The organism is Bacillus sp. es.036, assembly GCF_002563635.1.
Lineage (GTDB): Bacteria > Bacillota > Bacilli > Bacillales > Guptibacillaceae > Guptibacillus.
Map to the genome: position 1 here is coordinate 2,416,897 of NZ_PDIZ01000001.1, position 24,738 is coordinate 2,441,634.

Annotated in this window: 24 protein-coding genes, 1 pseudogene, 1 riboswitch and 1 other annotated feature; of the genes and pseudogenes, 13 read left to right on the forward strand and 12 right to left on the reverse strand. The window is 40.0% G+C overall.

Annotated elements, in window-relative coordinates:
• Window positions 1-30: 30 nt before the first annotated feature.
• Window positions 31-2,445, reverse strand: a complete 2,415-nt coding sequence (leuS, locus tag ATG70_RS12385) for a leucine--tRNA ligase (RefSeq protein ID WP_098444605.1) — start codon at window positions 2,443-2,445, stop codon at window positions 31-33.
• Window positions 2,446-2,508: 63 nt separating this feature from the next.
• Window positions 2,509-2,738 (reverse strand) — a binding site (T-box leader).
• Window positions 2,739-2,900: 162 nt separating this feature from the next.
• Entirely contained in the window at window positions 2,901-3,113 is a 213-nt protein-coding gene (locus ATG70_RS12390; protein WP_098444606.1) for a hypothetical protein, read from the reverse strand.
• Between the two features lie 215 nt (window positions 3,114-3,328).
• Between ATG70_RS12390 and ATG70_RS12395 the strand changes: the two genes are divergently transcribed.
• The gene (locus ATG70_RS12395) at window positions 3,329-3,901 is read left to right on the forward strand and encodes a class I SAM-dependent methyltransferase (RefSeq protein ID WP_179886261.1); all 573 of its coding nucleotides are present in this window, start codon (window positions 3,329-3,331) and stop codon (window positions 3,899-3,901) included.
• A gap of 29 nt (window positions 3,902-3,930) precedes the next feature.
• Here ATG70_RS12395 and ATG70_RS12400 read toward each other — a convergent pair whose 3' ends face one another.
• The 3 genes from ATG70_RS12400 to ATG70_RS12410 all read right to left on the reverse strand — a co-directional run bounded on the left by ATG70_RS12400 (window position 3,931) and on the right by ATG70_RS12410 (window position 6,200).
• The gene (locus ATG70_RS12400; RefSeq protein WP_098444608.1) at window positions 3,931-4,233 is read right to left on the reverse strand and encodes a hypothetical protein; all 303 of its coding nucleotides are present in this window, start codon (window positions 4,231-4,233) and stop codon (window positions 3,931-3,933) included.
• 66 nt (window positions 4,234-4,299) lie between these two features.
• Complete coding sequence (locus ATG70_RS12405) at window positions 4,300-5,370, reverse strand: tetraprenyl-beta-curcumene synthase family protein (protein WP_098444609.1); 1,071 nt, start codon at window positions 5,368-5,370, stop codon at window positions 4,300-4,302.
• Window positions 5,371-5,387: 17 nt separating this feature from the next.
• The gene (locus tag ATG70_RS12410) at window positions 5,388-6,200 is read right to left on the reverse strand and encodes an alpha/beta hydrolase (RefSeq protein ID WP_098444610.1); all 813 of its coding nucleotides are present in this window, start codon (window positions 6,198-6,200) and stop codon (window positions 5,388-5,390) included.
• 91 nt (window positions 6,201-6,291) lie between these two features.
• On the opposite strand from ATG70_RS12410, the gene ATG70_RS12415 reads away from it, so the two are divergent.
• The 5 genes from ATG70_RS12415 (at window position 6,292) to ATG70_RS12435 (ending at window position 10,261) form a co-directional block, all read left to right on the forward strand.
• The gene (locus ATG70_RS12415; protein WP_098445803.1) at window positions 6,292-6,807 is read left to right on the forward strand and encodes a gamma carbonic anhydrase; all 516 of its coding nucleotides are present in this window, start codon (window positions 6,292-6,294) and stop codon (window positions 6,805-6,807) included.
• A gap of 71 nt (window positions 6,808-6,878) precedes the next feature.
• Window positions 6,879-7,097 carry a hypothetical protein gene (locus tag ATG70_RS12420; protein WP_098444611.1) on the forward strand — a complete coding sequence of 73 codons (219 nt, stop codon included), beginning with the start codon at window positions 6,879-6,881 and terminating at the stop codon, window positions 7,095-7,097.
• A gap of 140 nt (window positions 7,098-7,237) precedes the next feature.
• Window positions 7,238-7,756: a phosphatase PAP2 family protein gene (locus ATG70_RS12425; RefSeq protein WP_306472722.1), complete on the forward strand. Its 519-nt coding sequence runs from the start codon at window positions 7,238-7,240 to the stop codon at window positions 7,754-7,756.
• 16 nt (window positions 7,757-7,772) lie between these two features.
• Window positions 7,773-8,918, forward strand: coding sequence for a glycosyltransferase family 4 protein (locus ATG70_RS12430; protein ID WP_098444613.1), 1,146 nt, complete (start codon window positions 7,773-7,775; stop codon window positions 8,916-8,918).
• 14 nt (window positions 8,919-8,932) lie between these two features.
• Window positions 8,933-10,261: a nucleotide sugar dehydrogenase gene (locus ATG70_RS12435; RefSeq protein ID WP_098444614.1), complete on the forward strand. Its 1,329-nt coding sequence runs from the start codon at window positions 8,933-8,935 to the stop codon at window positions 10,259-10,261.
• On the opposite strand, the gene ATG70_RS12440 is transcribed toward ATG70_RS12435, so the two are convergent.
• The gene (locus ATG70_RS12440) at window positions 10,255-10,905 is read right to left on the reverse strand and encodes an MSMEG_1061 family FMN-dependent PPOX-type flavoprotein (RefSeq protein WP_257147679.1); all 651 of its coding nucleotides are present in this window, start codon (window positions 10,903-10,905) and stop codon (window positions 10,255-10,257) included. The genes ATG70_RS12435 and ATG70_RS12440 overlap by 7 nt on opposite strands.
• 86 nt (window positions 10,906-10,991) lie before the next feature.
• A complete protein-coding gene (metK, locus tag ATG70_RS12445; RefSeq protein ID WP_098444615.1) occupies window positions 10,992-12,188 on the reverse strand; it encodes a methionine adenosyltransferase in 1,197 nt (398 codons plus the stop codon).
• A gap of 209 nt (window positions 12,189-12,397) precedes the next feature.
• Window positions 12,398-12,507, reverse strand: a riboswitch (SAM riboswitch).
• An 884-nt stretch (window positions 12,508-13,391) separates the two neighbouring features.
• Here metK and pckA point away from each other — a divergent pair.
• The 5 genes from pckA (at window position 13,392) to ATG70_RS12475 (ending at window position 18,807) form a co-directional block, all read left to right on the forward strand.
• A complete protein-coding gene (gene pckA / locus ATG70_RS12455; protein WP_098444617.1) occupies window positions 13,392-14,975 on the forward strand; it encodes a phosphoenolpyruvate carboxykinase (ATP) in 1,584 nt (527 codons plus the stop codon).
• Window positions 14,976-15,208: 233 nt separating this feature from the next.
• Window positions 15,209-16,204 (forward strand): ABC transporter substrate-binding protein, encoded by a 996-nt coding sequence (locus ATG70_RS12460; RefSeq protein ID WP_098444618.1) that lies wholly within the window; start codon window positions 15,209-15,211, stop codon window positions 16,202-16,204.
• An 11-nt stretch (window positions 16,205-16,215) separates the two neighbouring features.
• Window positions 16,216-16,992 carry an ABC transporter ATP-binding protein gene (locus ATG70_RS12465; protein ID WP_098444619.1) on the forward strand — a complete coding sequence of 259 codons (777 nt, stop codon included), beginning with the start codon at window positions 16,216-16,218 and terminating at the stop codon, window positions 16,990-16,992.
• Window positions 16,973-17,773 (forward strand): ABC transporter permease, encoded by an 801-nt coding sequence (locus tag ATG70_RS12470; protein WP_257147680.1) that lies wholly within the window; start codon window positions 16,973-16,975, stop codon window positions 17,771-17,773. The genes ATG70_RS12465 and ATG70_RS12470 overlap by 20 nt, the downstream gene beginning before the upstream one ends.
• 179 nt (window positions 17,774-17,952) lie before the next feature.
• Window positions 17,953-18,807: a cation diffusion facilitator family transporter gene (locus ATG70_RS12475; RefSeq protein ID WP_098444621.1), complete on the forward strand. Its 855-nt coding sequence runs from the start codon at window positions 17,953-17,955 to the stop codon at window positions 18,805-18,807.
• Between the two features lie 66 nt (window positions 18,808-18,873).
• Here the strand turns inward: ATG70_RS12475 and ytkD are convergent, their stop codons facing one another.
• Entirely contained in the window at window positions 18,874-19,344 is a 471-nt protein-coding gene (gene ytkD / locus ATG70_RS12480) for an RNA deprotection pyrophosphohydrolase (RefSeq protein ID WP_098444622.1), read from the reverse strand.
• 144 nt (window positions 19,345-19,488) lie between these two features.
• Window positions 19,489-20,016 carry a hypothetical protein gene (locus tag ATG70_RS12485; protein ID WP_142329575.1) on the reverse strand — a complete coding sequence of 176 codons (528 nt, stop codon included), beginning with the start codon at window positions 20,014-20,016 and terminating at the stop codon, window positions 19,489-19,491.
• 216 nt (window positions 20,017-20,232) lie between these two features.
• Between ATG70_RS12485 and ATG70_RS12490 the strand changes: the two genes are divergently transcribed.
• The gene (locus ATG70_RS12490) at window positions 20,233-21,393 is read left to right on the forward strand and encodes an ABC transporter permease (RefSeq protein WP_179886262.1); all 1,161 of its coding nucleotides are present in this window, start codon (window positions 20,233-20,235) and stop codon (window positions 21,391-21,393) included.
• A 91-nt stretch (window positions 21,394-21,484) separates the two neighbouring features.
• Here ATG70_RS12490 and ATG70_RS22795 read toward each other — a convergent pair.
• The 3 genes and pseudogenes from ATG70_RS22795 to ATG70_RS12505 all read right to left on the reverse strand — a co-directional run.
• A pseudogene (locus ATG70_RS22795) lies at window positions 21,485-21,580 on the reverse strand (YjcZ family sporulation protein); the annotation flags it as partial.
• A gap of 167 nt (window positions 21,581-21,747) precedes the next feature.
• The gene (locus tag ATG70_RS12500) at window positions 21,748-22,086 is read right to left on the reverse strand and encodes a hypothetical protein (RefSeq protein WP_098444626.1); all 339 of its coding nucleotides are present in this window, start codon (window positions 22,084-22,086) and stop codon (window positions 21,748-21,750) included.
• A 22-nt stretch (window positions 22,087-22,108) separates the two neighbouring features.
• Entirely contained in the window at window positions 22,109-22,333 is a 225-nt protein-coding gene (locus ATG70_RS12505) for a hypothetical protein (RefSeq protein WP_098444627.1), read from the reverse strand.
• Window positions 22,334-22,472: 139 nt separating this feature from the next.
• Here ATG70_RS12505 and ATG70_RS12510 point away from each other — a divergent pair, with 139 nt between their 5' ends.
• Window positions 22,473-24,644, forward strand: a complete 2,172-nt coding sequence (locus tag ATG70_RS12510; RefSeq protein ID WP_179886263.1) for a UvrD-helicase domain-containing protein — start codon at window positions 22,473-22,475, stop codon at window positions 24,642-24,644.
• Window positions 24,645-24,738: the final 94 nt, after the last annotated feature.

The window sequence follows — 24,738 nt, forward strand, 5'->3', positions numbered from 1 at the left end:
CCCTCTCCATCAACTGGAGAGGGTTAGTTGTTAATTAGCTACGATATTCACTAACTTACCTGGAACAGCAATAACTTTGCGAAGTGTTTTGCCATCAAGTTGACCTTTAATTTTCTCATGCTTTAACGCAATTTCCTGCATCTCATCACGAGAGGCTTCTGTAGGAATGGATATTTTAGCACGAAGTTTGCCGTTAATTTGAACAACAATCTCAACTTCGTCTACTGTAAGTTTGCTTTCATCAAACATTGGCCAGTTCGCATACGCAAGTGATTCGCCATGTCCAAGCGCACTCCATAGTTCTTCCGCAAGGTGAGGCGCGATAGGTGAAAGTAACTTCACAAACCCTTCCATTAAAGTAACCGAAACCTTTTCCTGCTTATACGCTTCATTTACAAATACCATCATTTGAGACACAGCGGTGTTAAAGCGCAGTCCTTCCATATCTTCAGTTACTTTCTTAACTGTTTCATGATAAACGCGCTCCATCTCTTCTCCTGAATTTTCTTCAGAAATCGAAGACTTTGTTAGGTCACCTTCGCCAAACAAGCGCCATACACGATCAAGGAAACGACGAGCTCCATCAAGACCATTGTGTGACCATGCAATCGACCCTTCAAATGGTCCCATAAACATTTCATATAGACGAAGTGTGTCTGCACCGTGGCTTTCAACTATTTCATCTGGATTTACTACGTTTCCTTTTGACTTACTCATTTTTTCGTTGTTTTCACCAAGAATCATTCCCTGGTTGCGAAGGCGTTGGAATGGTTCTTTCGTTGGCACTACACCGATATCATACAGAACTTTATGCCAGAAACGAGCATAAAGCAAGTGAAGAACCGCATGCTCTGCACCACCGATATACATATCCACAGGTAGCCATTCATCAAGCTTTTTAGGATCCGCAAGCATCTCATCGTTATCAGGATCGATATAACGTAGATAGTACCAGCAGCTTCCAGCCCATTGTGGCATCGTGTTTGTTTCACGACGGCCTTTCATACCTGTTTTAGGATCGACAACGTTCAACCAATCCTCGATATTCGCAAGAGGGGATTCACCAGTTCCAGAGGGCTTAATTTCCGTTGTTTCTGGTAGAACGACCGGTAAATCTTCCTTAGGTACTGCACTCATTGAACCATCTTCCCAATGAATGATTGGAATTGGTTCGCCCCAGTAACGCTGACGGCTAAATAACCAATCGCGAAGACGATACGTTGTTTTTTTCTTCCCTTTACCGTTTTCCTCTAACCATTCAATGCTTTTCGTTATGGCTTCTTCTTTCTCAAGGCCGTTTAAGAAATCAGAGTTTACATGCTTCCCATCTTCTGTAAAGGCTTCTTTCGACACATCTCCACCAGCCACAACTTCTTGGATTGGAAGGTTAAAGGCAGTCGCAAACTCATAATCACGCTCGTCATGAGCAGGAACAGCCATGATCGCACCAGTTCCATAACTCATAAGCACGTAATCTGCTACCCAAATCGGAAGCTTTTCATTGTTTATTGGGTTAACTGCATAGGCGCCAGTAAATTCACCAGTCTTCTCTTTTGATAGCTCTGTTCGCTCAAGATCACTCTTTGTTTGAACTTTTGAACGATAGCTCTCAACTTTGGAAATTTGTTCACTCGTCGAAATTTTATCAACTAGAGGATGCTCAGGTGCCAGCACCATATAAGTTGCGCCAAACAGTGTATCTGGACGCGTCGTAAAGACATCAATTGACTCATCATAACCATCAATTGTAAAGGTCACTTCAGCGCCTTCGGACTTCCCAATCCAGTTTCGCTGCATTTCTTTAATGCTGTCAGACCAGTCAAGGTCTTCTAGATCTTCAAGCAAGCGATCCGCATATTCCGTAATTTTTAAGACCCATTGCTTCATTGGTTTACGAACAACAGGATGACCGCCGCGCTCACTCTTACCGTCAATGACTTCCTCATTCGCAAGAACAGTTCCTAGCGCTTCACACCAGTTCACAGCTACTTCGTCTACGTAGGCAAGACCTTTTTCATATAATTTCGTGAAAATCCACTGTGTCCATTTGTAATAATGCGGATCAGTTGTATTAATTTCTCGATCCCAATCGTATGAAAAACCAAGCTCTTTAATTTGTCGACGGAATGTATCGATGTTCTTTTGTGTAAAGTCACGTGGGTTGTTACCTGTATCAAGTGCATATTGTTCTGCTGGTAGTCCAAATGCATCCCATCCAATTGGATGAAGGACATTGTATCCCTGCATTCTTTTCATACGAGATAAAATATCTGTTGCCGTATAGCCTTCAGGGTGTCCAACGTGCAGACCCGCTCCAGATGGATAAGGGAACATATCGAGTATATAAACTTTCTCACCTTGTGCGTCATTCTCTGTTTTAAATGTTTTGTTTGTTTCCCAGAAGTGCTGCCACTTCTTTTCAATTGATTTGTGATCAAATGCCATTGCTACTCTCTCCTTCCAGTCCTTACAGAAAAAATAAAAAACCTCCCATCCCCGTTGTTTATCAACAGGGACGAGAGGTTGAGAATCTACTATTCACAATCACCCGCGGTACCACCCGGCTTAGTGCTAAAAAAAGCACTCACTTAAGGCCTTTAACGCAGGCATACGGGTCACCTTACTCCATTCAGGTTCCGATTCAAAGGTGAGTTCGCAAAGGTTCTATGTTAACTTCCACCAACCGTTAACTCTCTAGCAATAGAATCCTTGGTACTATTCCTTATCATTATCTTTAACTTCACAAATTACGTATATAATTTGTATTGTATGAAGACTTGTGATAAATGTCAAGAACATTATCAGAATAGCCGCTTTTTTCGTGATCTATACATCTCCAGATACAATTTGTTTTTCATTAAGTATAGAAAATATAAAAAAACGTACCCATACTGGGCACGTTATCCTTTGCGATGCTTTTTCTGACTCGCCGAATCGTCTTTTGAGTGCGGCTTATCTTTTTCTTCTCTCTGTTCTTCTTTTAAATCTTCTAATGGAATTGCATCCACATTCATTTCTGAAGTATCCTCATCCAATTGATTCTTTTCTTTATCAGGTAATTGCTCAGGGTTATTGGTTTCACCTTGTTTGTGTGCCTTTTCGTTCTTTGCCATATGATCACCTCATTTATTGTTTACTAGTTTGTACCACACTCCATATATTCCCAAACATTTATGAAAGTTAGTTGGAGAAAAAGATCGAACATGGTAAAGTCATAATTAGTTAAAACATCGCTTTCTAGACGTCTGCATTCACGATAAGTTGTTCAAGTCAGGCAGCAGACAAATGAAGCAAAGAATATTTTTACTGACAGAAAGGAATAGACATCATGACCCTTCAACGTATCTTACCTTTTACAAGAACGCTACTGGACTCAGTCTTAGCAGAAGGTGGCGTTGCTATTGACGGTACTTGTGGAAATGGACACGACACTCTCTTTCTAGCCGAATCGGTTGGTAAGTCAGGCAAAGTGTATGGATTTGATATCCAATCTGAAGCAATAAAATCGACCGAAAAAAGACTGCAAGAAGCTGACCAATATACCCAGGTCGCTCTATTCCAGGAGACTCACGCTTCCATTAATAACAACATTGAGAAGGAACATATAGGGAAAGTTTCTGCCGCAATCTTTAATCTTGGTTACCTGCCAGGAGGAGATAAATCCATTGTCACTAACGCTGAAGAAACAATTCAATCTGTAACAGATATCTTACGTTTGCTTCATTCAGGAGGACTTCTCATTCTAGTTGTCTATCCAGGGCATCCAGAAGGAAAAATTGAAAGTGAAAAGGTCACAAATTTCGCTACCGATCTTAATCAGTCACATTTTCAGGTTCTAAAATATCAATTTATTAACCAAATCAATGATCCCCCCTATATTCTTGCGATCAGCAAAAAATAAGGGCTGTGCTTCTGCACAGCCCTTATTTTTTATAGAATTCCCATTGATTCAATATGATCCCTTGTTTTTTTATTCCCTAATTTGTGTATCAGGCTATATATCTCTTTCATATGGTTATCATAGTCATCATTGTTTTTATCTTCATGATAACTCATGGCAGGGACATGAGCACGGTATAAGGAAAGTCGACTATCCTTATCTGTTAGATCAAAAAGCTCACTAAGCTCGTAAATATCTTCCTCATCTGCATCAATTTCAAAATGATAACTTGATGCTCCTTGATCTTCCAAAATTTCACCTGAACTAACCTCTACGTAATAACGCTTCTTCATCTTAAGAGCCCCTTTCAAAATCCTATAGGCTTCTTTTCTCACGAATGAGTGTTTTTTATACGCGTTTTACTGAGAAGCTTTGTGAAGTCTTCTATAAACCCATCCATTAAAGTAAAAGAAAATGCTCGATCGTCCACCAATACGAATGATTTTACGAGCTAACGAACGAACATCTTTCTGTTCCATTACTTTGCGATCGGCAAGGTATATTCCAAGTAATCCCTTATTAATTAAACGGTGGAAAGAAGAATGGGGAAGTCCCTCTACGCTTTTATCTGCTTCCTTAATAAAGTGCGCAACACGCTTGGCGAGCTCATCATTGTCTTTATAATAAAAACAAAAATTCAAATCTCCACCAGCTCGATCCTCTTCCTGATCAATAAAGTAATCCAACATAATATGAAGCCCCTGTACCCACGGAAAGTACCCATCTTTAATCATCGCTGTTCCACCTTGTGGGATTTCTTCACCTAGTGAGTACGAGACAAGACAAAATATACCCAACGTTGATCCTGCACAAGCAGAAAATTCGTTCCAAGTCATTTCTGGCATTTGCTTCTTATGCTGGTCAAACCAGCTCTTCAATCTTGGCACGCGTTCTTCCTCTTTCACATGTTTATGTACCTGAAGATCACAATAGTAATGACAGAGTTCTAGTAAGGCCGGCTGCACTTCGGATTGATTTGGCAACTCGCGAATTACCTTCTGACACGTCTGAACAAGTTCAACTAGATAACCGCCATCATCTTTTTCTTCCCGATACCGATAATAATGATTAGATGCTTCAACCTCAGGCGAAAGAGCCTCAATCATTGCCTCATGTAGAGCACTGAAGTCTTTTGGATCAAGTGAAGTACTTCGGTCACATAAGTTATCCAGGTAGTCGCTAATTGTCTGATAAGCAGCGATAAATGAAATCGAACGATCAATCTGCTTTCCAGCAAGTAACCCATAGATCCCTCCACCTTCACAGTGAAACGTTTTTGAATCAATGCTGTCTAGCGCCTGTTTTCTAAGTTCAGGATTTGGGATTTGTTCAGCCCGTCTCCTCCAATATTCTAATTCATGATGAACCCTCGGTAAGACGCGTCGATAGATACTATACATCAGCGTCCAGGGTTGACTCGGTACTTTCAAGTGACCCCACTCCTGTATTAATTATTTATCTTGTTTTCTTTGCGGTATAGTAATTCAAGTTTTAATTTAACAAACGATTTGGCTGTTTGAAATACATCTTCACGATCTGGTTCGTTGAACACCTCATGATAAAATCCATCCCATTCTTTATAGGCCTTCTCTTTCAAGGGAATACGGTTAAACCATGAAATAACGGCTTGTTTATCAACAATACGATCATCGCCACCCTGTACAACAAGCAATGGTAAATTGTGAAATGTTCTTGCACCTTCGTTTGCGATTTTCATTGCCTTAAGAAGTTCACGATACCATCTTACCGATACTTTTTGAACCATTAGCGGATCTTCTTGATCGCGTTTGTGAAATTCCGGATTCCTTGTCCCGATATTCGGCTCTAGCTTGGAATTTAACCTTAACGAAGGAACGATTGGATTTAATACTTTAGAGAGAATATCAACGCCTTTATTTGGAGGATTCACTAGACCAATACAAGGAGACGATAAAATCACTCCCGTCAGAGACGGTCGCTTTTCCATAATCGTTCGAATCGAAGCAAGACCTCCCATACTATGTCCTAATAAAAACACTGGTAGCTGAAATTCGTGAGCTCTTTTGATCCATTTGTCGATCGTTTCGATATATTGGTCAAACGAATCAATATGCCCTCGTCTTCTCGTACTCTCTCCTTGCCCTGGTAAATCACCAAGCACTACATGGTAACCTGCTTCAATCCACTTTGAAACGAGCCAATCATATCTACGATGATGTTCGTTCGCTCCATGAACTAATACAATAACTCCTTTTGGATATTCGGTTTCTTTTATGCGCATGAAAAATCAGCCCCCTTATGTAGGTCCGTTCTTTTTGATACACTACTTTTGAAAAGGATTTCATCTATACTAAATGAAGGTTGGGATTGCAATGCTGTATGCGTATCATGACAAAAAACCTCAGATTCATGAAACAGTCTATATTGCGGATTATACTACCATTACAGGGGATGTGACAATCGAAGAACATAGTAGCGTTTGGTTTAACACGACGATTCGCGGAGATGTTGCACCAACAGAAATTGGTAAAAAAGTGAATATACAAGATAATTGTGTTCTCCATCAGAGTCCAAATAAAAAACTCATTCTTGAAGATGGTGTGACGATCGGCCATCAGGTTATCCTCCATAGTAGTATTATTCGTAAGGACGCTCTTGTTGGAATGGGTTCCATCATTCTTGATGGAGCTGAGATTGGAGAAGGTTCTTTTATAGGTGCCGGAAGTCTTGTCCCACCCGGAAAGAAAATCCCGCCTCATTCCCTTGCATTCGGAAGGCCAGCTAAAGTGGTTAGAACATTAACAGAGGATGATCTGCAAGATATGAACCGCATTCGAAGAGAATACGTTGAAAAGGCAGCTTATTACAAAGAGCAAAAACCGCTCTAGAAAACACGCATATTTGTCGTTCGTTTGAGGAAGGTTACCAATACAATCCTAAATGGATCGAGGTGGCTTCCGTGTACAAAATGACAATGGTCTTGATCGTGCTCGTCGTCATCACCTTGCTAATAGGGGCTTTTATGACGTACAGGCTTGGACAAAATCAAAAAGGCGAATATGATAATCAAGGGAACGCCCGGGTCAAATCTTCTTTCTTTAGTAATCCGATTTTTCTTGTTTATATTATCGCAACAGCATTAGCCATTGGTTATGTAATCTATTTTACGTTAATTTGATGAAAAAGATCAGGAAGATCATTCCTGATCTTTTTTGTTTGGTCTTAACAATTCCTTAAGATTTCTTTAATAGTGGCATTAAAATTCTGCTATATGCTTGAGGTAACACATAGGTTGAAGGGGGATTCTTTTTGAGTAAAATGGTTGGATGGCTTTATGAGCGGGAGTGTACCGTATTTCGATTTGTGAATTTAACGTGTCATTCAAGATATCTCACATCTCTTTTTGGTTTTGTTACTCATGCAGGTGGTGCGAGAACAACGATTTTAAGCACACTTTTGTTACTGGCTTTGTTACCTGCTCCTATAAAAATATGGGGGTTACAAGCCGCCTTTGCTCTTGCTGCAAGTCATATACCTGTTCATTTAATTAAAAAGCATTATCCAAGGCACCGGCCATACCTGGCAATGCCAGAAACGAAGATGCTCGTCTACCCTCTTAAAGACCATTCTTTTCCTTCTGGACATACGACAGCTATATTTTCTGTTCTTACACCGTTTGTCTTTCATCTTCCTTCACTAGCTCTTCCCCTTCTTGCTCTTGGGAGTCTAGTTGCCTTATCGCGGATCTACTTAGGTCATCATTATCCTTCTGATGTTCTCGTTGGTGTCTTACTTGGTGGTGGATCAGGCATTCTTTCAACACTCATATTAGGCTAGAAGAGGAGGACCAGCCATGAAACTTGCACTCTTTACTGACACGTATTATCCACAGGTCAATGGGGTTTCTCGCACACTCGGTAAGTTAACCACATATATGGATCGTCAGCATGTCGATTATATGCTTTTCGCACCCGACTGTCAGGCTGATGAAGACCTGTTCACAAGTAATGTTCATCGGTTTACAAGTATGAAGTTTTTCTTATACCCCGAATGCCGCATTGCCCTTCCTAAATTAAGTCTTATCCGCAATCAGCTCCAGGGGTTCAACCCGGACCTCCTTCATGTTGCAACACCGTTTAATATCGGAATGTGCGGGTTGCACTACGGAAAAAAGAATAATGTGCCCATGGTTGCTTCCTATCATACGAATTTTGATGACTATCTAAAACATTACTACCTTGAATGGTTTTCCCCTGTCATGTGGAAATATTTAACGTGGTTTCATCAGCCATTCTCTAGCACCTTTGTTCCGTCTAACGAAACACGGCACCGGCTAAATGAAAAAGGTTTTGAGAACCTGAAACTTTGGAGAAGAGGCGTTAACTGTGAACACTTTTCTCCGCTAAAAAAAAATCAGTCACTACGAGAACGATACAATTTTCAGGAAAAGTATATTCTATTATTTGTTAGTCGACTAGCTCCAGAAAAAAATCTTGATACGTTACAAAAAATCATGTGGAAACTACCTGATGAATTAAAACGACAAACAAGATGGTTGGTAGTAGGAGACGGACCAGCCATGCCACATTTCAAAGAAAATGTACCTAGAAATGTGACATTCACCGGATACAAAGAAGGAGAAGAATTAGCAGAGCTATACGCAACTTCGGATCTTTTCATATTCCCATCTGCTACTGAAACATTTGGAAATGTCGCATTGGAGTCTCTCGCCTCAGGAACCCCTGTTGTAGCTGCAAATGCTGGAGGCTTAACTGACGTTGTGTCAGAAGAACGAAATGGACTTTTCTGCTCCCCTAATAAGGAGGAGGAATACATTAGCGCGATCAGACGACTCTTATCAGATCATACTGAACGGAGAATGATGGGGTATGAGGGTCGACGCTATGCACTTTCTCAATCTTGGGATGCCATTTTTGGTCGATTATTAGAGGACTACGAAAAAACAATTGGAGTTAAGAAGATTGCTCAATACGCTTAGAAAGGAGAAAAATAATGAAGCTTGCTGTATTTGGCACCAATGAAATTGGTTTAACCGCATCCGCTATCTTCGCTTCACATGGTCATCATGTCGTTTGTACCGATGAGGAACGAAGTCAAATTGTTGCACTCAATTCAGGCGAAGTTCCTGTGGATGAAGAAGGATTAACAGAAATGATGACAGAAGCGAAAAAGGCTGGTCAATTAAGCTTCTCTGTAAATCGATTAACAGCCGCTTCTGAAGCAGACATTCTTCTATTCACTGAACCGATTCCAGTTGACGAGAATAAACATCCTGATCTTACTTGTTTCTTTCGTTTCATAAGAAAAATTGCTCTTACAATTAAACAACATAAAACCTTCATTATTAAAAGTAATGTTCCCCCAGGAACAGCATCAAAAGTAGAAGACATTCTCATAGAACAGGGTGTGTCTGATCGCTCCTTCGATGTTGTGAGTAATCCAGATTTTATTCGAAAAGGCTCAGCAGTAAAGGATTTTATGTATCCTTCTCAAATCATTATCGGCACTTCTTCGCTTCGAGCTTGTCGTGCGATGGAAACGTTCTACGAGCCTATTACGTCGTCTCTTCAATATATGGACCATACTAGTGCAGAATTAATGAGGTACGCTTATCATACGTATCAATCATTACAAGTCTCGTGTCTAACGATGATCGCTGGGGTTGCAGAAAAATACGGGGGTGACGTTGAATTAATTCAAGGTGCATTACCGAAGACACCAAAATTTAGTGACCACTCTCTTCATCCCGGTTCTTCTTTTCTAGGTACTGACACGTTAGACGAACTTGCTTCATTTCGTTCAATGATCAAAGCATCTTCTTCTGCAAATCAAATGTTTAAGGCACTAGATGAAATTGATCAATATCAGCCTGAACTATTGATTCAGAAACTGAAAGATTTCCTTGGAACTCTCCTGGGAGCCAAAATTGCTATTTTCACTTCATCTACAGTAAAACCGATCCCAGCACTTCCACCTTATGAGTTAGTCATTAAGAAATTGAAAGAGGAAGGTGCTATTGTTCAACAGTTTGATACTGAAAAAACGAAAGGCAAAAAAGAAAACGAGATGAACGCGATTTACGAATCAGTGCAAGATTGCGATGCTCTTTTATTAATGAGTGAATTAATGTCTATTAAACAACTAAACTGGGGTAAAATCATTAAAGGACTCAATCTTCCATTAGTCGTAGACGGTCACAACTTATTCCCCCTGGATGAAATGCGAATCATTGCTAACACCTATGATTTAATTTACTGTTCAATTGGTCGACCAAACATCTATAAAGGATTAGGTTCCATTTCAGTACAATCAATTCAGTAAAGACGGTTTGTATAACTGTCCCTTAACGATTCCGCAACGTTTTCTTCCCCGATCTTCGTATGATCTGAAAGCATTCTAGTAGCCGGTGCGAGCCCTTCTATGTTTGGCCAACGCTCCGGTTCCCAGAGATGGGATCGTTTTAGTGCTTTTCCACAGTGAATGAAACATTCTTTTACTTCAACGCCAATTCCAAACAATGGCGTTTTCCCCTTGTACTCACATCGTGCAAGGAGGCTTTTATCTTTCACAATCGTCGCAAGCCCATTAATGCGCAACGTTTCATCTCGTCCTGGAATCATGAAAAGCAAACCAACCATTGGGTTTTCTACTATGTTCCTCATCGAGTCCATTCGTTTGTTTCCTAGTCTTTCTGGTATTAAAAGATGATAATCATCTAACGCTTGAATGAAGCCTGGCTTATCCCCTCTTGGAGAAACATCACTACCCGTACTTGAATGGGTTGCTATCGTGATAAAAGGTGTAAAGCGAATAAACTCTCTACAATGTTCATCAAGAAAAGAAATAACCTTATGTACAGCAAGCTGACTCGGATTTCCGGCCATCTCTTCAAGTTCTTGCAGCGTTGTAATTTCTTCACCAAAAATTCCCTTCATTCCTTTTCTCCCCCCTACATTTTCTTCCATTTTATCACACCCTATTTCTCATAAAGACTTTATATTCACTAAATAAAAACAAAAAAAAGAGACCAACGGCCTCTTTTCATCATTTATTAAATTCCTGCACCCTGTTTAAGGGATTCTGAACGATCCGTTTGTTCCCAAGGAAGTTCAATGTCCGTACGTCCAAAATGACCATACGCAGCCGTTTGCTTATAAATAGGACGGCGAAGATCAAGCATCTTAATAATGCCTGCAGGACGAAGGTCAAAGTTCTCTCTTACTAGCTCAACAAGTCGTTCCTCTGACACTTTTCCAGTACCAAATGTATCAATCGCAATCGATACCGGCTGAGCAACACCAATCGCGTAGGCAAGCTGAACTTCACAACGATCGGCAAGACCTGCAGCGACGAGGTTCTTAGCTACATAACGAGCAGCATATGCAGCAGAACGGTCGACTTTCGTAGCATCCTTACCAGAGAATGCACCACCACCGTGACGCGCATAACCACCATAAGTATCAACAATGATTTTTCTTCCTGTTAAACCTGCATCACCTTGTGGCCCACCAATCACAAAACGGCCAGTTGGGTTAATGAAGTATTTTGTTTCATCATCAATCAATTCAGCAGGAACAACTGGCTTCACAACATGTTCCTTAATGTTACGCTGAATTTGTTCAAGTGAAATTTCAGGGTGGTGTTGTGTTGAAACAACGATCGTATCAACGCGAACTGGCTTTCCAGATTCATCATATTCAACCGTAACCTGAGTCTTTCCGTCAGGACGAAGATAAGGAAGAATTTCTTCTTTTCTTACTTCACTCAATCGACGAGCTAGCTTATGCGCAAGAGAGATTGGTAGCGGCATTAATTCAGAAGTTTCATTACATGCGTAACCAAACATAAGACCCTGATCACCTGCACCAATTGAATCAATTTCACTTTCTGACATTGTGCCTTCACGCGCTTCAAGAGCAACGTTTACACCTGCTGCTATATCGGCAGACTGCTCATCAATAGATGAAAGCACCGCACATGTTTCAGCATCAAATCCGTATTTTGCACGTGTATAACCGATTGCTTGAATCGTTTCACGAACGACTTTTGGAATATCCACATAGTGCGAAGTTGTAATTTCACCGGAAACTAATACAAGCCCAGTTGTTACTGTAGTTTCACAGGCAACGCGCGCATTTGGGTCATGCGCAAGAATATCATCCAGAATGGCATCGGAAATCTGATCTGAAATTTTATCAGGATGCCCCTCTGTTACTGACTCAGAAGTAAACAAACGACGATTACTCACTCAAGTACCTCCTTAAGGATTGGATCCTATCTAGTTATAGTGTAATGGATACGGTACTCATTTCCCTATTATCCTGTGCCGAAACGAGAGAACGAATTCAGAATCTTATCGTCTTACCTTTTTTTATAGTGTCATCAACTTCAACGACATTAAAAAAGCCCTTTCCTTCTATTTAGAGGGAAAAGGAGCTGGTATCTCATGCCTTTCGCCTCTTATCTTCCAAGACTATTGTCTTGCAGGTTAGCACCTTAATCCTGTTGTATAGGAGTTGGTTGCTGAGCTTCATCGGGCCTGTCCCTCCGCCTGCTCGGGATAAGAGTATCCATTCTCGACATATAATAACGTAGATAAAAGGAAGTGTCAATAACGAAAAGCGGAAGCGCCCGTTTAGCCTCGACAAGCGCTGGAGCCCCATAAAAAGAACACGGTCTTTGTGTTCATTTTATGGGGTGAAGCGATCGAGAGGCTGGGCGCTGCAGCTAGACACGAAAAGCGGAAGCCTTCGGTTAGACCCGGCAGGCACTGGAGCCTTTCAATATGAACACGGTCTTTGTGTTCAGGTTGAAAGGTGAAGTGACCGAGGGTCTGGAGGCTGCAGCTGGACACGAAAAGCGGAAGTGGGCGTTTAGGGTCGACAAGTGCTGGAGCCCTACAAAAAGAACACGGTCTTTGTGTTCATTTTGTAGGGGGAAGCGATCGAGACCCTGCCCACTGCAGCTAGACATGAAAAGCGGAGTGGGCCTGCTTAAATCCGCAGGATGTTGGAACCCTTTCGACTGAGACGCTTTTTGTCTCAATCGAAAGGGTGAAACAGCCGGAGGATTTGGCCCGCGCAGCTAGACACGAAAAGCGGAGACGAGCGGTTAGAAACGGAGATATTGGAACTCCTGAACTGGAACACGCTTTTTGTGTTCCTGTGAAGGAGTGAAATATCGTAGTTTCTGCGAGTCGCAGCTAGACACGAAAAGCGGAACCCTGACTCGAAAGAACTGGATTATTTATTCATTACCTTCACAATAAAAAAAGCCTTCTTATATTAAAGAAGGGACCCCTCAAACCTAACCAAATCGTTATTCGCTCTTTTTTCACTCTTCAAGCAAAAAATACATAGATTAGTATAGAATAATCACGCAAATGTGTTATACTATTTTTGAGTTAAACGAGTCAGTCAACGAAATCTTTAATAAAGGATGGGTTTAACGTATGAAAACAGCTTCCTTCTCCTCACCGTTATTGGATGCTATCTTAAATAAGAACAATCCACATGTAAATTTATCAGTTTCTGAACTGGTTGAACATTCCTTATTTAAAAATGAAGGGACACTTTCTTCAACGGGCGCTCTTCGAGTTGAAACCGGAAAATACACCGGTCGTTCTCCCGGGGACAAGTTTATTGTAAACGAAGACTCCGTAAAGAACAAAGTAAATTGGGAAACAAATCAACCAATTTCTGAAAAAAGTTTTGAAAACCTTTACACGAAAGTGCTGAACTATCTTGGTGAGAAAAAGGATCTTTATGTATTTAAAGGATTTGCTGGTGCTGACCAGTCATCAAGACTACCCATCCAGGTTATTAACGAATATGCCTGGCATAACCTTTTTGCCCACCAACTTTTTATACGTCCAAATGAATCAGAGCTTCAAGATCATGAAGCAGGATTTACTGTTATTTCTGCTCCTGGTTTTCAAGCTGATCCTGACGTTGACGGGACAAATTCCGAAACGTTCATTATTATTTCCTTTGAAAAGCGCACCGTTTTAATTGGCGGTACAGAATATGCTGGCGAAATCAAAAAGTCAATTTTCACCGTAATGAACTACTTATTACCTGAGAGTAATATTCTTTCCATGCACTGCTCTGCAAACGTTGGTAAAGAAGGCGATGTAGCTCTATTTTTCGGTTTATCTGGAACAGGTAAAACGACGCTTTCTGCTGACGCTCACCGTTCGCTTATAGGTGATGATGAACATGGCTGGTCCATGAACGGCGTCTTTAATATTGAAGGCGGTTGCTACGCTAAATGCATCAACTTATCGAGAGAAAAAGAACCTGAAATTTGGGATGCAATCCGTTTTGGAACAGTTCTTGAGAACGTCATAATGGATACCAATTCACGTAAGCCTGATTACGATAACACGAGTCTAACTGAAAATACTCGAGCTGCTTATCCAATTGATGCCATCCCTAACATCGCTATTCCAAGCGTAGCCGGTCATCCTAATACGATTATCTTCTTAACCGCTGATGCCTTTGGAGTCCTTCCACCGATCAGTAAGCTTACGAAAGAGCAAGCGATGTTCCATTTTCTATCTGGCTATACAAGTAAACTAGCCGGAACCGAAAGAGGCGTAACTTCACCTGAAGCTACTTTCTCTACTTGCTTCGGCGCCCCGTTCTTACCGTTACCTGCTCACCGCTATGCCGAAATGCTTGGTGAGAAAATCATGGAACACGATGTTCAAGTTTTCCTTGTGAACACAGGTTGGTCTGGTGGCGGATATGGTGTTGGAAAGCGGATGAAGCTATCCTATACAAGAGCGATGATTCAAGCTGCTTTGAACGGAGAGCTTGATCGTATTGAAACAATAACAGATCCCATTTTTGGATTGCATATCCCTTCTCACTGTCCTGGCGTACCGGCAGATGTGCTGCAACCAAAACAAACATGGGAAAACAAAGAAAACTATGACGTAAAAGCAAAAGAACTTGCTACTCAATTTGTTAAGAATTTTGATAAATTTTCAAACGTAGCTGAAGAGATCAAAAAAGCTGGACCTAACGTTTAAAACCTTTCAAAAAGCACCTAAATGGTGCTTTTTATTTTGTAACACCGCTTCTTTTGGACTAACCGCCTCGAAATGAACAAATTCTAAAAAGCTCTTACCGCTAACCAACTAAAAGAAAACCTCCCCCTTAGCATCATCCTTTTTTATCTGCAAACACAAAATGTTACGAAATTCATAGGCTATAGTATCTTAAACATGAGCCTATCTCATGTGACAATGGTGGGGGCTAACTAATGAAAAAAAGTTGGGTATTTAAAAGCAGTCTTTTTATAGGTGTATTTCTTCTTATTCTTTCAGCATGTGGTACGAATAATGGAAATGACCAGGTGCGCGTAGCTGAGGTAACACGCTCTATTTTTTATGCACCACAATATGTGGCTCTCTCGGAAGGTATATTTGAAAAGCATGGAATTGATGTTGAGTTAACCACCACTTGGGGTGGCGACAAAACAATGACCACGTTGCTTTCAAATGGAGCAGATATCGCCTTAGTCGGTTCTGAGACATCTATTTATGTTTATGCGCAAGGCACAGATGATCCCGTCATTAATTTCGCTCAGCTCACACAAACAGATGGAACATTTCTTGTATCAAGAGAAAAAGTCGATCATTTTGCATGGGAAGATTTGAAAGGAAGCACTTTTCTTGGTCAGCGTAAAGGCGGAATGCCACAAATGGCAGGGGAATATGTTCTGAAACAAAAAGGCATTGATCCACAAAATGATTTAAACCTTATTCAAAATATTGATTTTGCAAACATCTCAAGTGCGTTTGCATCAGGTACTGGAGATTATGTTCAACTTTTCGAACCGACAGCAAGTGTTTTTGAAGAACAAGGTGTCGGATATATCGTGGCCTCGTTCGGTAAAGAATCAGGAAAGATACCATACACAAGCTATATGGCAAAAGACAGTTATTTAACTAAAAATGCGGATGTAGCAGAACGATTTACAGCAGCACTTTATGAAGCACAATTATGGGTAGATACCCACTCTTCTGAAGAAATCGCTAAATCTATTGAGTCATTTTTTCAGGACACTGATCTGGAGCTGATTACTACGGTAGTTGATCGTTATAAGAGTCAACATTCATTCGCTACAAATCCTACTCTTGATCAGGAAGAATGGGATAACCTACAAAATATTATGGATGAAGCTGGCGAACTTCCAAAACGTGTTGATTATAGCAAACTAGTGGATAACAGCTATGCAGAAGAAGCACAACAATAGGAGGAAATAGAATGTCTTTCCTTCAACTGAATGCCATCTCACATGTTTATTTAACAGAAAGTGCAGCAAAGGAAGCCCTATCTGACCTTTCGTTTTCCATTGCGGAAGGTGAATTCGTATCGCTGCTTGGTCCAAGTGGTTGTGGAAAATCCACATTGTTATCAATTATATCAGGGCTCTTACAGCCAACTGAAGGAAGCGTCTCTCTTCAGAACAAGATGATCCAATCACCGGGTGAGCGAATGGGCTATATGCTTCAACAAGACTATTTATTCCCCTGGAAGACCATTGAAGACAATTGTTATATCGGGTTAAAGCTCTTAAACAAATTAACTCCGGAGAAAAAAGAAATCACACTTGCATTACTTGATAGTATGGGGCTTTCGGACGTTCGTCACGCCTATCCTGATCAGCTTTCAGGGGGTATGAGACAGCGAGTTGCGCTCGTTCGAACGCTTGCAACTGATCCTGATCTTCTTTTATTAGATGAACCTTTCTCAGCTCTTGATTATCAAACAAAACTAAAGCTTGAAGATCTTGTCTTCCAAACGTTAAAAGCACATCAGAAAACAGCGATACTCGTAACGCATGATATCGGAGAAGCGATAGCGATGTCAGACCGAATCATTCTTTTATCACCGCGACCAGGTAAAATCGCAAAGATTTTTCAAGTTCCATCTCAACTTCAAACATTACTGCCTTTTGAAGCTAGAAATGATCCAGTTTTTCCCGAAAACTTCCAAACGATATGGAAGGAGCTTGATTCTCTTGAACAATCTCCAACTTGATAAACAGCATCAGCAGTATGTAAAGAAGTTGAAAAGAGAAAAGTATGAGATCGTAACCTGGCAAATCTTTATTCTTTTAGCATTTCTCTCCCTATGGGAGCTTGCAGGGCGACTTACGTGGATTGATCCTTTATTATTTAGTTACCCAACTAAGATCGCTTCGCTCTTTCTCACAAAACTTTATGACGGTTCTTTGTTGCTGCATACAAGCGTAACCCTACTTGAAACCATTGCAGGTTTTATGATCGGTACAATACTTGGCACAGCTTTCGCTGCGGTCCTTTGGTGGTCCCGAAAAGCGTCAAAAATTTCCGATCCTTATCTAGTCGTATTAAATTCAATGCCCAAAGTAGCGCTTGGCCCGATTATCATCGTGGCATTCGGACCAGGCTACCTTTCAATTATTACAATGGGAGCATCTATTTCGATCATCATCACAACACTTGTGATCTATCACGCTTTTCATACGGTAGAGCCAAATTATATTAAAGTAATTCGTTCCTTTGGCGGAAATAAGAAGCAGGTTTTTCGTGAGGTTATCCTACCCGCTTCTTTTCCAGCTATCATCTCGACACTCAAAGTAAATGTAGGGTTGTCTTGGGTAGGGGTCATTGTTGGAGAATTTCTTGTTTCGAAACAAGGTCTCGGTTACATGATCATTTATGGTTTTCAAGTATTTAATTTCACACTCGTTTTACTAAGCTTATTTATGATTGCGATTTTTTCGTCCATTATGTATCTTGGCGTTGAATGGCTTGAGCGGAAATTAATCAAACATTAGCTCCTCTTTCAGGGGGGCTTTTTTTGTTGTAAGTGGGCAAACTAGTTAGCCAGAGGTTACAAACGTGATCGAACCCTACACGTCTTACCGCTGGCAAAATGATTGCTATAGACCCACCCAAATGCCATCTGCTAGCATATAGAAGAACATATTTCTAATTTAAAAGACAGGTGAAGAAAATGAATGCTCTGAAAGGCGTATGGCTTAGCATTGCTGCATACCTAATACTTTCAATCATAAAATTAGGTGCTGGATACCTGTTAGGTTCCGAGGCTCTGTTAGCAGATGGTTGGAACAATGCATCGGACATTGTAGCATCAGTTGCCGTCTTAATTGGAATGAGGATTTCTCTCAAACCACCAGATCTTAATCATCCATACGGACATTCTCGAGCAGAAACGGTCTCTTCCTTATTTGCCTCTTTCGTGATGTTTGCAATTGGTATTCAGGTCCTCTTCCATACAGCGACCGTTTTAATAAACGGAACCGTTTCATCTCCTCCATTAACATCCGCATGGGTAGCTCTTCTAGGAATGCTTGTTATGGGGAGTGTCTATCTTTTTAATTCCAGACTCGCTAAAAAAACAGGCAGTCATGGACTAATGGCTGCAGCAAAAGACAACTTATCAGACGCACTTGTAAGCCTTGGAGCCTTTGTTGGAATTATCGGCGCACAATTTAACATGCACTGGTTGGATCCTTTAACAGGATTTATCGTAGGCCTTATCATCTGTAAAACCGCTTACGATATTTTTAGGGATTCTTCTCTCATGCTTACTGATGGTTTTGACAAAGAGAAACTAAATGATATCGAAGCAACGATTCAAGAGATTGACGGCGTTGAAACGCTTGTAGATATTAAAGCGAGGATGGCTGGAAATAAGATCATTGTTGATGCTGTCGTTGAAGTAGCGCCTTATTTAAACATTAAAGAAGGTCATAGTATTACAGATGAAATTGAAGCACAGCTCGAGAAAGAGCACGATATACGGAATGCAACCATTCATGTGGAGCCCGGAAAAGAAACCATCTAACTAAAACAAAAAGTCCAGTTCAACGAACTGGACTTTTTGTTTTAGCTACTATCGTTAGATTCTTCCCTACAAATAATTAAGATGCTTTAAACTATATGTAAGGACTTGATCCTTCATCATAAAACTATAATGCTCATTTAAGTGAAGGTCTTTCGGAAGTGTTTTTAGCTTGACGGGTCCTTTCGTTTCCATATAATCATCTTTTTTCACGAGATGATCAATGTCAGCATAGTAGACGTTTTTAATGATTGTACCGCCTTTTCCTTCTACCCGATACTGCCCTACGTACTTAAGACGCTTTACAACGCCTCCTGTTTCTTCGTAAACTTCACGAACAGCAGCTTCTTCCGCATTTTCACCCTCTTCCACCTTGCCACCAGGAAACTCAATGCCTCTTCTTGAATGTTCCGTTAACAACCATTGATTTTCGAGGCGACAAATAACCCAAACATGCTTCGGATCTGAGGAGTACGGGTGGTCCTGGAAGGAAAATGTTACCTGATTATGATAGTAATCTGTAAACATAAATTCGCTCATTTGATAACCTCGTCCTTTAGTTTCTTACTTTATTGTAAAAGAGTAGCCTGTCCTTGTCCAATCCCCCTATATAAAAAGTGAAAACAAGATCCTCCATTTCTGAAATCAATAATAAAACGCACGGCATTTAACCGTGCGTTTGTCTTATTTAATCTCAAAATTTTTAATGATCCAGTGATTGTTTTCATAAATAAAATCAATATCAATTGTATAAGTACCATAAAGATCCGATTGGTTTGATTGGGTTAGCTTGTATTCAAATTCACTTATTTGATCTAACTCATACGGCTTATCTGTATTTACCCATGGAAAGAGTTCAGTAGGAACAAGGTAAAGACCACCTTCTCGTTCCTCAAAGTAAACATCAGCGATTTGAGAAGAGAGCTCTTTTGACGCTATCTTCTGTAAATGCTGCTCAACTTCCTCGATTGACTGAAACTGTTTCACTTTATAATTAGCATCAGTTTCTTGAACAATACGGTCAATAAGGTCAGTTGATAGTTGTTCAACATTAGGTTTTTCTACTGCCATTGTCTTTGCTTCAGCTTTGTTTTCAATGGAAGACATCACCATTTGTGAATGCTCTTCCGCAACTTTTGATATTTCCGCACCACAGCCTGAAGTGAATGTAAGGGCACCTACCAACATGGCTATACTTATGTATTTTCTCAAGTTACTCATCCTTTTAATTATTGTAGTATTTCATCGTTACTAATCACTTTCCTCATGAAGTCAAGTGTCAAACAAACTAGTCGATAATTAAGTCTTTTTTACTATAATTTTTAGAAGAAAGATGCAAATTCAATAAAATCGATTACAATAATAATACGAATAAATAAACGAAATGTTTCGATTTTTTAGAATGCATTTCAGATAGGAGAACCTTCATTGACAGAGCTATGGAAAAAAAGATTCGACCATTATATACGCCATCGCTTAAGCTATTTAAGTTATATTTTTCAAGGTGGATTTCTCATAGCAGTACTTCTTGCAGGTGGCTTCGGGGCTGTCTACTATCGACGCTTACTGGATGCGATTCCAGAAAATTTCCCAACACTAATTGTCACGATCTTAATAATTAGTACTGTAATCAGTTCACTCAAAGTAAAGTTCTTTCTCTTGCCAGCTGACCGGGTTTTTCTATTAGCATATGAAGGGCGGATGGAGAAGTATATCCGATATAGCTCCTTTTATTCATACGTTCGCTCTCTTCCTATCATTATACTCACTGGTTTACTGACGACTCCTGTATTCATTCGATTAGGCTTTGAAAAGAACGACCTTATTGTCGGATGCATTACGCTATTCACGCTTAATTTCCTATCTTTCTTAGTTATTATCCGTTCCTACATAGTAAAGATAAAATGGTTTCGCTTTTATTTATTGGTTATGAATAGTGCGGTTCTTTACTTGACGATAAAAGGAACTGTTTGGATCGGCGTACTCCTTTCGATTGCGCTCATCACTCTTCCTTTTCTTTTGCGCAGGAAAAAAATGCTACAGTGGGAAAGATTGATCGAACTTGAAGCTTCACAAAAAAACCGCTTTGAGCAATTTGCTAACCTCTTCGTTGACGTTCCTTCATTACAAAATCAAGTACGGGCGCGAAGATACTTTGGATTTGTTCTTTCATTAATTCATGTTAATGATCCACGTCTTTATCTTTCAGTTCGAACTTTTTTACGTAAAGGCTCATATGTTTGGATGTACCTCAGGTTACTTGTGTTAGGAGCACTCATTCTTTCCTATTCGTCTAGTGAGATCATCACTTTTCTATTCGTTCCTCTTTGTCTGTGGGTAACTTACCAACAACTTATTGCAATAATAAAAGAACAGTACCGGGATACATTTCTCGTCATTCTTCAAGACAACTTGACATGTCATTCGATCGTTAAGATGATTTTCGGTTTATTGATCCTGCAGTCTTTCATCTATAGTTTTATTCAGCTTCCTGGATTACATGAAGCTTTCATTGTTCTTTTGGAAGGTTTACTATTTTCTTATGTACTCACGATGAAAAAAGAGACGAACGATAAAAAGAGGAACTGACTTAAATGAGTCAGTTCCTCTTGCTTTTTAACTAACAATAAGGATTGTAGTTTGCTCCGCCAACGCCTGGTCCGTGACCATAGCCGCCGCCAAATGCGCCAGCTCCTACAATAATTAATAAGATAAACAAGACAACAATTAACGCAAATCCTTTACCATATCCTCCGCTCATCTTTATCCCCCTCATTAAGATTCATTCACTACATTATTACTTTATGTCACTGAGATCATTTAGGAAGGGCAGGAGCGGAGTTCTTATAAAAAAAACAATCTTATTCTTTATTACTCTTGATTGCAGAACGGTTTAGTAACAAGCATTATGTATTGATAAACAAAAAAAAGAGGCATATGCCCCTAATTTCTTGTGTTATGGTTAAGTGCAGATAAAACACCCATTTGATCAATTTGCGCTTTTGTCTTATCTGTTCCTAATCGATAAATCATTTGATAAAGCTCATAAATCGCTTCATCTGTCCAGTCACGATGGCTGTCTACTTCATCTTCATTAAAATGGTTTAATGAAAAGAAATCATTTTGCTGCACATATTTCTGTGAGCGCAACTTCTCAATCGTGCGCTCGAGTTCCATTTTTTCTACTTTTGTGGCTCTAATTTCAAATGCATTCATTTGCATACCAACATTTGTCTCATGAAGCTCGCCTTTTGGTGTTACAAAATACGTCTCACGTACCATTGCTTCTCACCTCCATGAAGATTTAAACAGGACTAACTTCTGAGTGGCTATATCCTTTATACTCATGCTGAGCTGCATCAATTGTTTTTTCAACAGTGTCAAGTCTTGAATGAAAAGATCCAACGTCGCGCCCCTGTTTCTTCGCTTCCTCGACGCGCTCATCAAAATTTTTTTCCTTCGTTGCTTCTGCTTCAACATGAAATTGTTTCTTATCATGATCGACGATAACTTGAATAAATTTCTCCATTGCTCTTTCCTCCTCTTTATCTTATCGTGTTTGTCACTTTACCCGTTTCAGATGAAGATTAATCTTTTCATTAAAAACGAATACGCTCAAATTTGTGTTAAAATGAAGGGATGAATCCATAAGAACTCAGGTGATGATCATGAATTTTACAACAACACCGCATCAAGCAGTGACTGAATTGGACCTTTCTGCTCCTTTAACACCCCATTCGTCTATTAGGCCATTGGAAGATGAAGCAGAACAGGCTTTTTTTCATGAATTAGAAAAAAAAGGCATTTACCTTAATGAACCCCAAACAAAAGCAGTCAAACATACAGAAGGTCCTCTTTTAACAATTGCAGGAGCTGGTAGTGGGAAAACATCCGTTTTAACAACACGAACCGCGTTTCTAATTACAGTTAAGGAGAAAGACCCTTCTAGCATTCTACTTATTACTTTCACTAGAAAAGCATCTGAAGAAATGCGACAGCGTATTAGTCACTTACCAGGCGTTTCTCCACAAGACTCAGGGAGATTAACAGCAGGAACCTTTCACTCGATATTTCTGAAATTATTAAGAAGTCTCGGCTATAATCAAAAAATATTGAATAGCGATCGTCACAAACAAATTATTATGAAAAACATTTTAAAAAAGATGAAAAGTCCAGAAGCTTCTTTACCAGAAATTATGCTTTCATCCATTTCGTCTTGTAAAGTAAAGATGATGGAACCTTGCGATGTTCCCGATCATAAAGAAACGGAAGAACTGAAAAAAGCTTACACAGAATACGAAGAGTGGAAAACAGCTAATCACTATATGGACTTTGATGACATTCTTGTGTTTATGTATCGAGAATTTAATCAAAACCCAGCCCTTCTTCAAAAAATGCAAAATCGGTTTCAGTACATCTTAGTTGATGAATTTCAAGATACAAACCCAATTCAATACGAGTTGATAAAACAAATTGCTGCCCCGCAAAACAATCTATTTGTCGTCGGGGATGATGATCAGGTAATCTATTCCTTTAACGGAGCAAATAGTTCGATTATTTTAGAATTCGATCGCACTTATCCAGATGCGGCAGTTGTTACGCTCGACACAAATTATCGATCAGCACCTCCCATCGTAGGACTAGGTAATCACGTGATTAAACATAACACGTATCGAAGGGCGAAGACGATGAATGCAACAAACAAAGATGGAAAGCAACCTTTCTATCTTCGACCTGCAACAACAGAAGATGAAGCAGGATATGTTCTTCGTCATATTCGCGAGCAAAAAAGAGAATGGAAAGATATCGCCATTCTGACAAGAACTTATACAAATGCTCGAGCTCTTTTCGAACAATTGATTGAGCAGGATATCCCTTTTAATGCACAAGGAATGAAACAGGTCTTTTATGAACAATCCATCATCAAAGGTATGATGGAACATCTTCGTCTTGCGTATGAACATCAAAACCTTGACGCTACGGCCGCTATTCTTCCCTCTTTATTTATTAATCAAGAAGCTGGTATGCGTCATATCGAGATGGAAAATTTTGTTGACCCTGTTGATTTTCCTTTAGTTCATTTAAAATCATGGAAAACGCTTCGTGATTTCCAAAAGAAGTCGATTGATCGACGTATTCGTCTCATTCAGGAAGCAAAGCGTCACCAACCACAAAAGGCAATCCAATTATTGCGTGACGATTATATGAAACACCTTGATAGTGCGAATGATGAAGCTTTAACGGTTCACAAAACTACCCTTAAAGAAATGATGGACGAGCTAGAGTTCTCAAGCTCACGCTTTGAAACAATTCCTGAATTTCTAGCTTATGTTGATCGCATCATCCAACGCTTTAATGAGCACAAAAAAAAGGCAAGCGCTGCGAACGGACTATCCCTGTTATCCATTCATCAGTCAAAAGGACTGGAGTTCCCTGTCGTTTACGTGATTGGCGCTTCAGAAACAATATTGCCACACGTCTCAGCACTTAACTCTATGAAAGATAAAGAAGCTTCTCAGAAGGAGTTATATATAAAAAACCCAACTGCTGACCTTGAAGAGGAACGTCGGCTTTGTTACGTTGCGATTACACGGGCAAAAGAAGAGCTTTATATTTGTTCACCTGAAAAGCACCTTGGAAAACAAACGCCAGTCTCCCGTTTTTTAACAGACGCTTTTAAAAAGAAAATAAAGCAAGAAGGAAAATCAGTGAAAGCCTGGGTTTGTAGCAGTGAATTCTGCAAAGGATGGATGAAGGTTGAAGGGAATGAGCAACCTGCTCAAAAGTCATGTCCTCTCTGTGAAAAGCCGATGGTTATATCACAAAAGTTCGTTAAATAAGTCGTAATGATGTCATGGTATTAAGCATTGTTGCGCTTTGATTACAAATTATTTAAGAGACGTTTAACTTACGGATTTCCCCCTTCAAACGTGC